The organism is Hymenobacter sp. HD11105 (assembly GCF_054051685.1).
This window is the reverse complement of record NZ_JBSWBR010000011.1, coordinates 133,455-144,350: the sequence shown is the minus strand read 5'-3', so window position 1 is coordinate 144,350 and position 10,896 is coordinate 133,455. Positions and strand designations below refer to the sequence as shown.

Sequence of the window (10,896 nt, the reverse complement as noted above, 5' to 3'; positions counted from 1 at the left end):
AGGGACTTATCAGTCCGCATAGGAAGGCTGTACAGTTGATGAACACTCGTTTCACAAGTATACAGCGTCAAAAGTCCGTACTGATAAGGGCCGGTTATCAGTCCTAAGTTGACAGCGTTTATGTTGTCGCCAAGATTGGTAAGTGAGGGGGTGGTGCATTGTTGGCACGTTGGCAATTGCCAATGTAGCAGGCGTGGGTATGAAGGAAAACAATGTTGGCAAGTTGGCAATGGTCCTATAGGGGGTCTGCCAACTTGCCAACGTTCACACGCCCTACGGCGCTTCAGTTGGAGTCAGCGCATAGCGGTGTTCTCTGCCTTCGCGGGTCTTGCTCAGCAGGCACTCTCGTCCACTCACATCGGCCAGCACCGTGGCTGTGGTTAGCAATTCAGCCAAGCGTTCGCGCACGGTTCGCAACGACGCGTCCAACCGCTTTTCTAGCCGTCGCTCTAGCTCCCCCGCGGCCAGAGGACCAAACGCTAATTCCGTCGCCAAGGCAGCGGCCAGGGCGGCGGGGGCAGCAACGGTGCGGCGGCGGGCGGCCGCCGCCGCCACGGCCGCGGGATCAGCTCTTATTAACCCCTTGCTGGCCTCATCGTAGCGAACGTGAAACGTCAGCCCCGGCCGGCCGTTGCGGCGCTTCAGATAATGCATTTCCACCACGTCGGTCAGTTCCCCGCTGGCTTGCTTCAGGTAGCCGACCTGCAGCACCGTGCTGGCCTTGTTGGCGGCCTCTGTCCCCAAGTGTCCCCGTGCTTTCATACCGCCCGGATTTTCGTGAATGACACACAGAAACGTCACATTTTGCCTGTTAATGAGCCGGTTCAGCATATCCACTAGCAGCAAGCTCTCTTTCTCATCGTTGAAGCTGCCAATACAATCCGTGAGCACGTCCAATACGATTAGCAAGTGCCCAGCGTGGGTGGTGCGAACATGAGTAAGGTATTGCTCCAGGGCGGTCAGCCGCTCGGCTCGGGGCACGGGCTCTAGGGAGATATAATCGAATGTGGACGGGTGGGCGTCGCGGGGGTAGCCGGCGCGCTCGCGGATTTGTTGTAGCGCATATGGCAATTGCTCTGACGTGGTGCGTTCGGTGTCCACGTAGCACAGGGTATAGGCTAGCCCGTCCTCTCCGTACCGGCTTAGCCCTACCGTATCACAGGCCGGGCTTTGCTCGGCAATCAGCACTGTGCTAAACAACTCGGCAACCCGACTTTTGTGGGCTCCTGTCTGTCCCTGAATCAGGTTAATGGTGCGGGGCCAGATAACGGGCTCGTCATCTTGAAAGAATAGCGGCGGGGCGAAGGTGACGGTTTCGGTGCTTCGCGTTCGCAGCTGCTGACGGGTGTCGAGTAGCTGCGGTAACCAGTTTTTGCTAGGTGGCGGCTCCTTTCCCTTTTGTCGGAAAGAGGCTAAAAAATCTGATTTATACCTGGCGGGGTCAGGAGTGGTGTAGCGCTTGGTACCGTGGGCAGCGGCTTCGCGCTGATAAATACCGCGTAGGGTTTGGCTTATCTCCCGGGCGTTAAAATCGGGAGCCGCGTAGCTACCGACGGCCTGACGTTCCAGCTCTGCCAGGGATACGCCTTTCTCATTGCAAAAGTAGCCCAGCGCGATCAGCCACTGGTTACGCCCGCCTTTCGGGGGAAAGCTGCCGTGGTGGGCCTCGTATTGCATCAGGCACCATCTCAGCGCGTCTAGGGCATCATTCTGGGACCAGTACGCCTGTGCGCCCGCATGGGTAGAGGTGTCCTGATCTGTCCGGTGCGGAGAGGTATTGGGTTGTATCGGGTCGGGTGCGGGCGGAGTTGCTGCCCGTAGCTTATGAATGTTCATTGCGTTGCCAGCTAGGAAAATGTTGAGGGTAGTAGGCCTCAGGCCGCGTAGGCCGGGACCAGCCAGGCATCGGGGGCGTAAGGCACAAAGCAGGCACGGGCCACGTCTTTGCCGGCCTCATCGGCCCGCAAGCCCAGCAGGGCATAGTGGGTGGCCAGGTAAGCGGCATAGGCGCGAAAGTTGTCGAGGTGGGCGGCCGTGGGGTCGGTACGTACCAAAGCTTTCAGCCCGTCGCCGCTGGGGCTGGTGAATAGTAGCACCAGTTCCGGGGCCAGCAACTCATCGACCAGCAGGGCGGCACGGGCCGCGCCCACATCGGGCAGATGATCAAAGTCCAGGGCCAGCAGCCCCGACAGGGAAGCCAGCCCCTCGTTGGCGCGGCGGGCAAAGGTGCCAGCGGGCGTGACGTAATCGAGGCGCTTTTTCAATTCGGCCCGCTGGGGACTGCCAACCGGGGCTGCGCGGAGGGCTTCAGTTAAGGCGCGGTGACGGGGCGAAATCAGCACGGCATGCAGTTGGGCCGGGTTAATAGCCGCGTAGGGAACCGTGGCGGCAATGCCGCCACGGTAGTAGCTGAACAGAGGGACGGAAGGCGTGTTTTTCCCTGCTATTTCCCTGCTATCGGGTGGTAACTCTACGCCTGCTTTACGCCTGCTATTGACTTCTGCAACGGGCGAATCTATTCCTGCTTTATTCCTGCTTTCCGCGTTTTTTATAAAGTCAGAAAAGTCAGGTTTTCCTTCTGCTTTCCTTCTGCTTTCGGGCAATTCTATTCCGTTTTTATTCCGTTTTTCATCCGGCGAATTGCCTAAGGCTTCTGCCCCTGCCAAGCGGGCATCTATTTTGGCGGAGGTCAAGGGTGGTTGGCGAAGGCTGCGCCCGTCGACAGTAGGCACGAGCCACCCAGCAGCCAGTAGGTCAGGCACGGTGGGGGCAGTGCCGGCGGGGTACATTTTAGCCAGAGCCATAGCTAACTCAACGGCCGTGGGCGTGGCTTTGCCCGTCAAGGTAAGGGCGCAGGCCAGCGTGTCGGCTCCGAAGGACCGGGCGGGGGTGGGCAGTACAGCGGCGCTCATCGGTTGCGGCCTTTCCGATAAGCAGCCAGCACGGCCGATAGCTCCGCATCCGATAAGCCGAAACGGCGTGCCACGTTGTTGCGTCCCTTTTCGGAAAAGTCGAGGCTAGGCAGGGTGTCCAGAATGACGGACAGCCCCCGGCGGGTAATAAGCAGCGCCCGGCCGGTCACCAAATTTTGGTTAGGCAGCTTAAGCACGGGCGGCTCCCTTCCCAACTTTTACGGTTCGCTGGTGCCCCTGCAAAGCAGCCAGCACATCGGCCCGCTTCAGGTACGACCGGCTGCCTAGCTTGTGGTATTTAAGCAGCCCTTTCTGTTTCCAACAGTGGATTGTTTGTACCGTTACCCCCAGTAATTCAGCGGCTTCGCGGATGCTCAGCAACTCATCAGCCGGGGCTATGGGACTAGTGGGTACAGCCGGGGCGTGGTGTAACTCATGCCTGACAACTGCTCGCACGTCTTCGAGTAGTTGGGCGTACGCAACGCCAATTGGAATAATAGCTCTATCCATTTGCAGCAGAACTGCCGGATAGGTGCGCCGGCCAGCTCTGCCACAAAGGGCGGAAACAAGCATTGCGGAACCTTGCGCGCGCAATAGTCCGCAATACTAGGCTACACGTTGAGTAAGCGTAATGCCCTGTCCCTGAACTGTTCAGCCTCGCTTTGGCGTGTTCCTAATCCATTTTGAACAGCTCTCTCACTCCCTACAGCTTTAAATCCCTTACTAAACGCTCGCCAGATAGCAGCCTTGCTTCCTCTAAGGCGTGGCCGCTTCTCATCGAGTAACGCATAGATTATTCCTACCCAAGCCCCAGAACTGGCTGCTGGAGTAGCCCGCTTGGTCGTGGCATCAAGTAGCTCTAATTCAGTCAGGAGTGCAATTAAGTCGGGCAGGGAGTAGTTCAGTAGTAGCGGCGCGAAGAGGGTAGCCAGCACATTATCAACAGGCATGCGCTTAGGAACAGGGCTGGCTAAGGGATCAATGGAAAAACTCGAGGCAGTTGTATTGTCTTTACTGCTATTCCGCCCGGCCACATAAGCGGGCTTGGGCACAGGGGGTTTGAAGGAGTCTGGAACTTCCGAAGTAGGCTCGCCTAATGTCTGAGCCAATAAAATTATAGCCTGCCAGACGTACCACTCCTTTACAATAATGTGCTCGTGCAAGTGATAAAAAAAACATTCGATACGTTGGCTTACAGTGTTCCGCGTTGGACGAAGGGGTTTAAATTCAGAAAAGGCAAAAACGGCGGTTAAGTCGGTGGCGAAAAAAGGGGACTTTCTGTTCATCCTCTTTCTTTTGTTTGCGAAGTAGCCAAGCGGGCTGTAGTGTAGGCAGCAGCTGAGTCAGCTCAGCATAAGAGGCGCGTAGCAATCGCTTTTTTGCGGAGGGTACCCTGTTTAAAGGATAGATAAGCGGCGCCGTATTCTTCTTGCCACTCGTCGGCGGTTTCACTACGCGTAGCTAATTGATGGGCATTATTCTGCCATAGCTCTATTTTGCGGGCACGGTCTAAAAACCTCTCAATAGGAGTAAGACTTGCAATAGCATACCAATTCCTGACAGCACGCAAAGTGAATTTGCCACTAGCCTCTATTTCTGCTTCTCTCTATGTGGTGAGTTCATTAGGCACATAGTGTCGTCTGTAACCATAGCCGGGAATATGAGCATGTTTTTCGGCTTCAGCCAGTAGCTCAGCCAAGCATCTTAGAAACTCCTCTTTATTGCTCGCGTGCTCGTATCGGTCCGTTACGAAGTACTCAATACCTTCAACCCCTATTACTGCAAGGTCAGAATACCATTCTGAGGCTAAATCAGCCAGGTTGGGCGAAAGCAGATGCTTACCCAAATCAGGATAGTACTTGCTGATAAGACGGATGGTATGAGGTTGGGTGTTGAAAGTATCGTTTGTTGCGTCTGAGGGTATCACGGCTTGCCAGCTCTAAGTAAATACAAGCAAATTACTCAGGCTGGCTGGGCATTTCGTGAAATTTTGCAAATTCCTCCGCTACTCGTTGAGGTGTGAGGTTTACGTACCGCTGAAATGATTTATAGGATGCGTGCCCGGTCAGCTTCATGACGAACTCGGCGCTCATGCCCTTGCCTAAGTTCAGGGTTACAAAGGTGCGGCGGGCGGTATGTACGGTTAGCTTTTGCCACTTCGGGCAAGTGGTAACGTCGGCTATTCCGCCTCGGTAGCGGATTACTTCAATTGGTGAATCTATGCCAGCCAGTTGCCCCAGCTCCTTTAGAAACCGATTCAAAACAGGATTGGTAATCGGCTGGCTTTTCGTTGTAGCAAGCTCGCCAGCCAGCAGGCGGTTCACAATAGCCAAGGCGGGGGCACTCAAGGGCACGTTTACGACGGCGCGTGTTTTCTTGGCAGTCAGGCGTAGGTGGGCAGGTAGCTTATCGGTAGCGGGCCGTAAGTGTTGGGACCGGATGCTCACTAGGTCAGAATACCGTAGGCCGGTGTAGCAGGCCAGCAGAAACCAAGCGCGGGCTTTATCCAGGCGGGAACTTGGGGCCAATAACAGGTTTTCGAGGGCGTGAAGCTCAGCGGCGCTTAAGGCAACTATGTCCGGCTCCCGCCGTGCCCAACTTACCCGGTCAAGAGCCGTGCTTTCGGTGTAGCCCCGCTTGCTGGCCCACTTCATAAAAGATTTAAGCCGCCCTAGGTGCTTGTTGATAGTATTATCTGTTAGGCCAACCACGTTCAGCAAGTAGGCCGCCCAACGGTCGCCTACTGTGGTAGTAAGGGTGTCAAAATTTACCGCGTAACCGTTCAGGTCGGCAAATTCCCGTAGGTGCCGGCCAGCGGTGGCGTGGGCTTGCGCGGTGCGTACGGTGCCAGCAGCGCGGGTATAGCTTACCCATTCCTCATAACGTTGCCAGAATAGCCCGCCGGGGGCAGCGACGGGTTCTAGCTCGGCGGCTGGTACCTCTGTTTCAGCTAGCGCCCGTAGTTCAGCTGCGGTGGGTGCGGTGCCGGCGGCGGCGTGGGTGTCGCAGCAGGTGGTGAGCCGGTCAGCCAGCATATCTAACCAGTCGTTAAGCGCCCCGTTGCGGGGATAGCCCCGTGTCAGAGCGCGGCGCTCATTGGCGTCCCATTGACGGGGGTGAATAGAACGGTTCGCGTACACTTTCACCCGTCGCCCGTCAAAGCTTAGAAAGGTGAAGATTGGGGTTGGCTTATCCGCGCCGGGCGCGTTCAGCAGATAAGAGATTTTTGCCACGTTGAAGGGGTATGTAGTTGCCTCTTCAAAGATAGCAGGCATGTCCTACGTAGGACACTTTGTAGGACAAAAAAGCCGGTTTCTACCGTATTTATATCTACTTGTACTTACAGTACAGAATCTAAAAAGTCTTTTTCAGCCATTTGATGACTGTTTTAAATAGTCATGCAGTCGGTCTGAAAATATAGGTTGCAATCCTATCCCCGCTACCTAAAAGGGCGTTTCCAATATGGAGACGCCCTTTTTTTGTTTGCAAGGCAGTATTTGCCCCCTATCTATCTATTTAGGTATGTCTGTGCCTAGCTTTTGATAGTAGTAGAATATAGATTGTGTCGTCACTGGGCGCATTAAATCGCTCCTGAAGGATCACTGCTGAACTTGGCTTAAACAAGCGTGGCTTATATAGCCATGGTCTTCTACAATTCATTATTTGCAAGCGCTCAATTATGCTCAATGCACGATTGCTGTTTATTGGACAAAAGAAGCCTTGATCAAGCAATTGAATAGTTGGATCAGTATATACTTGCTTATTTTTAAGCTGTCATAGTATAATCAACTTATAAAATCACTTCCATTTAGATTAAAACCTTTACTCTAACTAGCCTAACACTCTTACTGCTGGCTACCAAAAGCTTTGCTCAGCGTCCTGTTCAAGGGTTTATTATTACTGCACCTGGTGACACGATTCGAGGTGAACTGTTTCAGTCAGAGCGAGACGCGCGAAAGCAGACCATACACATCAAGCCTGTTGGTCAACAGGCCGCAACTTATACAGCCGCCACTCTGCAAGGGATAGGTCGACTAAATCGGCCCCTTACTGAAAGCAAGACTTATGGTAAAGCCAATACCCCCATTCTGGCAGAAACATTAATTAAAGACCCTGTTAGCTTATACAAGGGCTATGAAGCTGCCACGCAAGACGTACGTTATTCGCCGGATATCCGCTATTATTTGCAATTTCTTGATTCGGCGCATTTAACCTCAGTTAATCAAGCTTCGCTAGTGCAGTCGCTTGGCGCTTGTCTTTCGCCCGAGGGTGTTCAACAAATAACAGCGAAGCGTAAAAAATATAATACCGCTTTTCTAAAGCAAACTGTCAACGCATACTCCACCTGTCGTTATGCCACCACGCCCCTAGAAGTGGAGGCGCCTTACCGGGGCTGGTACACATCTTGGGGGGCAAAAGCTGGCATCAATTCTACCCGCCTGACCACCCCTGTTGGCTTTATTAATCTTAGTGATGCTAAGTCAGGCCCGAGTAGCAACTGGCAAGCCGGCGTATTTGGCACGCTTGCCAATTGGAACGGTTTTGCCGTTTAAGGCGAATTGATTTTAGTACAGTTGCAGGGCAGTTTTTCGCAAAATGTTTACTCAGGCACGACTCTGTACACTATTAATCGCGAAGCAGAATTCAAATTTCAGCAACTCCGAGTACCCATGCTGTTGCGCTATCAAGCTGGACACGGCTTGTTACGCCCCTTTGTAATCGCAGGACCGCATTTGAGCTACGAACTTTCTCACACGACAAGTATCAAAGACAAGCGTTCCGATCAAGAAACTATTACGGAGCGGTCTATCCTTTGGCCTCGTCGGCAGGCATTAGGGTTGCAGGGAGGCGCCGGGTTATACTTTGACCTACCAAACCTGCCAGGTATCAGCCTCGAGACGACCTATAGTACCGGCCAGCAAGGGTTACGGAGGGCAGATAACTTTACGTATAAGGATGTAGCCTTTAGCCTAGCTGTTTATCTGTAGCCAGAAAGTTTGTAGTTGCTCGCTCTACCCCAACAGCAAAAGCCCCGCGTTCCTTTTTAAAAGGGCGCGGGGCTTATTATCAATCGATATCTTTTCAGCTTAGCATAAAGACAGCTTTCGCATCTAAGCTATAGGCTTGTTAACCTACTTCCGAGCTTTCTTGCTCGCAGCAGGTGCCTTGGCCACCGTCGGCGACACCAGTTGACCGTTGCGAACAATCACGGTGCCGTCCACTTCCACTGTTGCGTTGGCGATGGGGAAGGCATTGCCTGTCGCGGCCTTGTTCTGGCCGCCCTGGAGTTCATTGCTTCCAACTCCTACTAATACCATACCCGCAGCCGTACTCGGGTTATAGCCTTTCTGCTCCTGCACTTTCATGGCTGGGTTTAGGCCTATAGAGAAGTAGCTGAGCTGCATCACACTAGGATCATACGTTGCGAGATACTTCTGCAAATCCTCGTCCCCGACGTCCGCTTTCGCGTTCGCCATCTGCCCACTTTTAAAGTCGGCTTTAAATCCTTGAAATGGTTTGCCATTCCATGTACCGGGTGATGCTGCTAACCGGCCCGTGGCAGAAGTTTCGTCGCAGGTGCCAAAGATTCGTCCACCAGGTAAGGCTGCCGTGCGGTTATAAATCAGCTTTTCTTGCTGATCGGCAGCTGTCAGCACGCCATCGTCGACAAAGACCGGACGGGCGACGAGCTGAAAGGTTAGGTCCGTGCCCGTGGGGGAAGTGATATGTACTTTCTTACCCGTAGCCAGCAGTTGTTTAAGTTGCTGGGCCTGCGTGGCGATGGCGGTATAATCGGCGCCAACGCCCGCCCAAATCATCTGTTCATAGCCAGCGTAGTCCAACTGCTGATTCGCCGCAAAGCTTTTGCTAGGATAAGTCACGAAGACGCCGCGCACTTTTGAGCCATCCAGCTTCTTGTTTAGTCCGGCATCGGCTGCCACTTTGGTAAATTTGGCCTGGCGTTCGGGCGTGACGCCGGCTAGTACGGCCTTTCCGTCTTCTAGACTGGGCAGTTGAATGAGGACATCAGCGTCTAGGAGCCAGTGACCAGCTTTTGAAGCTTGAATGGCCGATTCCGGCATTTCGACGTTGATGGCACGCGCCACCTTATCCGTATTCAGCATCATCTCTGGTTCTCCGCCCGCGCGGGCTACTTCCACGGCAATGGCTTCCATTAGCGGCAGGGTGTGCTTGCCACCTGTAATCATCACAAGCTCTCCGGGCTTCACGCCAGCAGAGGTATTAACTATCTGTTTGGCTATCTGCTCATAATCTTGTCCGAATACAGGACTAGCCAGCAATAGCAGGCCCAGTAGCCAGCCTGTTGACGTGTAGCGGTTTTTCATGTTGTTTGGAAATATGAGTGAGGGGTAAGTGAAAAAGAAAGGTCTGGGGCAGCCACAGTCGCCCCAGACCTTTTAGTCGTTAGCAGTAAAATGGGTACTACTTCGAAGTAGAACATTCTTTAATTATACAGGTAATTTTTATGGTTATTGCTACATAAAAATATACTTGCTACTATATACTTTTACTAATCATTGTTTGAGAGTCACTAAGCCGGTTTTTCATATCCGCACTAAAATTGTGAGCGTCATAGTCCCAAAGTTTTTTTTGATCAATTTCTGCTGGCGCCCTTACTACCAGGGAGCATTCCTTAATGTCTCGTTAAAAGACATGTTGCTATAAGGAAGGCAAATACTATAAGATGAGGCAACCTCCAATTTCGATTCCAAGTCTGGTACAAAAAGGGCCTCAGTTGAGCGCATCAATTACATCATTAGCTTATATGAAGGATGCTAAGTAATCGTGGATGGTCGCCTAATCAGAAAACTGTATTGTTAAGAAACAAGCATAAAGCTGAACAGTGGGATCGACGCGGATCTTCCGATTTAGATTTCCAGTTTAAAGAAGCCACCTTTTCCCTTTAACGACGACTGCCGAATGACCAAGTCGCCGGATATGACAAACGTGCGCGGGCGAAAATCCTCTTTCTGCCGCACCTGTTCCAAGAAAAGCCGAGCGGCTTGCTGCCCAATGCGGTAGGGGTGGAGGTCGACGGTTGTGAGGCCTGGCTCGATCATAGAAGCCATAAACTCGTCGCCGAAGCCGACCACAGCCATATCCTCGGGTACTCGTACGCCACGCTTTTTCAGGGCCACCAGCAAGTCGAAGGCATTGGTGTAGTTGATGGCAAAGATGGCATCGGGCGGCTCAGGGAGAGCCAGCCACGTGTCTAGGGCGGCTACGGCTTCCTCGGTTTGAAACTCAATGTGAATCTCGTACTCCTTGCGCAGCGGAATTTGGTTGCGTTTGAGCGCGTGTTGATAGCCAGCTAGCCGATTGCGGCTAATGAGCAGCGATTCGGGGCCCGCTAGGATAGCAATGCGCCGTGCGCCCTGCTCGATCAAATGCTCGGTTACAGTAAACGCGCCATTCCAGTCGTCCAGAATCACCTTATCGCTATCCACCTCGTTACTCACCCGATCGAAGTGCACAATTGGAATACCGCGACACGCCAGCGGCTTCACGTGATCAAAGTTCTCCGTTTCGCGCGAGTGACAGATAAGCAGCCCATCCACGCGGCTGGCAATAAGTGCCTGAACGTTACTGACTTCTACATCATAGGACTCTTTTGATTGGCAGATCATGACACGGTAGCCAGCCTCCGTGACTACCTGTTGAATGCCGCTGATAGCAGTAGCAAAAAACGGCCGCTCAATGTCTGGAATAACAACGCCAATGGTCTTGGTTTCACTGCTCTTTAAGCTCTGGGCCAGCAAGTTGGGTTGGTAGTCCAGTTGGCGAGCTACGTCAATAATGGCCTGCCTAGTATTAGAGTTAATGTCGGAATGGCCATTCAGCGCCCGCGACACCGTGGAGGGTGCTACCCCGAGCACTTTGGCCACGTCGCTGATTGTGGTTTGGTGACGTTTGCGTTCTGGCGCCGGTAACGTTTTAGTATCTGTAAAATGATAATCACAGG

General features: G+C 53.1%; 11 protein-coding genes. 2 read left to right on the top strand and 9 right to left on the bottom strand.

Translation table 11 applies throughout. The features are described from left to right. Positions 1-273: 273 nt before the first annotated feature. The 7 genes from ACW9KT_RS21060 to ACW9KT_RS21030 form a co-directional block, all read right to left on the bottom strand. Positions 274-1,836 (bottom strand): hypothetical protein, encoded by a 1,563-nt coding sequence (locus ACW9KT_RS21060; protein WP_457084127.1) that lies wholly within the window; start codon positions 1,834-1,836, stop codon positions 274-276. A gap of 38 nt (positions 1,837-1,874) precedes the next feature. After that, entirely contained in the window at positions 1,875-2,912 is a 1,038-nt protein-coding gene (locus tag ACW9KT_RS21055) for a BT4734/BF3469 family protein (RefSeq protein ID WP_457084125.1), read from the bottom strand. After that, entirely contained in the window at positions 2,909-3,109 is a 201-nt protein-coding gene (locus tag ACW9KT_RS21050) for a hypothetical protein (protein ID WP_457084123.1), read from the bottom strand. Before ACW9KT_RS21050 ends, ACW9KT_RS21055 begins: the two co-directional genes overlap by 4 nt. Continuing rightward, on the bottom strand, positions 3,102-3,485 hold the full coding sequence (locus tag ACW9KT_RS21045) for a helix-turn-helix domain-containing protein (RefSeq protein WP_457084121.1): 384 nt from the start codon (positions 3,483-3,485) through the stop codon (positions 3,102-3,104). Before ACW9KT_RS21045 ends, ACW9KT_RS21050 begins: the two co-directional genes overlap by 8 nt. Before the next feature lie 38 nt (positions 3,486-3,523). Beyond that, the gene (locus ACW9KT_RS21040; protein ID WP_457084119.1) at positions 3,524-4,198 is read right to left on the bottom strand and encodes a hypothetical protein; all 675 of its coding nucleotides are present in this window, start codon (positions 4,196-4,198) and stop codon (positions 3,524-3,526) included. Between the two features lie 320 nt (positions 4,199-4,518). Further along, on the bottom strand, positions 4,519-4,839 hold the full coding sequence (locus tag ACW9KT_RS21035) for a hypothetical protein (RefSeq protein ID WP_457084117.1): 321 nt from the start codon (positions 4,837-4,839) through the stop codon (positions 4,519-4,521). 31 nt (positions 4,840-4,870) lie between these two features. Continuing rightward, positions 4,871-6,145 carry a tyrosine-type recombinase/integrase gene (locus ACW9KT_RS21030; RefSeq protein WP_457084115.1) on the bottom strand — a complete coding sequence of 425 codons (1,275 nt, stop codon included), beginning with the start codon at positions 6,143-6,145 and terminating at the stop codon, positions 4,871-4,873. A gap of 951 nt (positions 6,146-7,096) precedes the next feature. Here ACW9KT_RS21030 and ACW9KT_RS21025 point away from each other — a divergent pair. After that, positions 7,097-7,465 carry a hypothetical protein gene (locus ACW9KT_RS21025; RefSeq protein ID WP_457084113.1) on the top strand — a complete coding sequence of 123 codons (369 nt, stop codon included), beginning with the start codon at positions 7,097-7,099 and terminating at the stop codon, positions 7,463-7,465. A 6-nt stretch (positions 7,466-7,471) separates the two neighbouring features. Next, the gene (locus ACW9KT_RS21020) at positions 7,472-7,900 is read left to right on the top strand and encodes an outer membrane beta-barrel protein (RefSeq protein ID WP_457084111.1); all 429 of its coding nucleotides are present in this window, start codon (positions 7,472-7,474) and stop codon (positions 7,898-7,900) included. A gap of 144 nt (positions 7,901-8,044) precedes the next feature. Here the strand turns inward: ACW9KT_RS21020 and ACW9KT_RS21015 are convergent, their stop codons facing one another. Then, positions 8,045-9,259, bottom strand: coding sequence for an aminopeptidase (locus tag ACW9KT_RS21015; protein ID WP_457084109.1), 1,215 nt, complete (start codon positions 9,257-9,259; stop codon positions 8,045-8,047). A gap of 543 nt (positions 9,260-9,802) precedes the next feature. After that, entirely contained in the window at positions 9,803-10,819 is a 1,017-nt protein-coding gene (locus ACW9KT_RS21010) for a LacI family DNA-binding transcriptional regulator (protein WP_457084107.1), read from the bottom strand. Positions 10,820-10,896 lie beyond the last annotated feature (77 nt).

Coding starts and splice junctions, on each gene's coding strand:
- ACW9KT_RS21060 (WP_457084127.1), bottom strand. CDS start 1,836: ATGAACATTCATAAGCTACGGGCAGCAACTCCGCCCGCACCCGACCCG.
- ACW9KT_RS21055 (WP_457084125.1), bottom strand. CDS start 2,912: ATGAGCGCCGCTGTACTGCCCACCCCCGCCCGGTCCTTCGGAGCCGAC.
- ACW9KT_RS21045 (WP_457084121.1), bottom strand. CDS start 3,485: ATGCTTGTTTCCGCCCTTTGTGGCAGAGCTGGCCGGCGCACCTATCCG.
- ACW9KT_RS21040 (WP_457084119.1), bottom strand. CDS start 4,198: ATGAACAGAAAGTCCCCTTTTTTCGCCACCGACTTAACCGCCGTTTTT.
- ACW9KT_RS21015 (WP_457084109.1), bottom strand. CDS start 9,259: ATGAAAAACCGCTACACGTCAACAGGCTGGCTACTGGGCCTGCTATTG.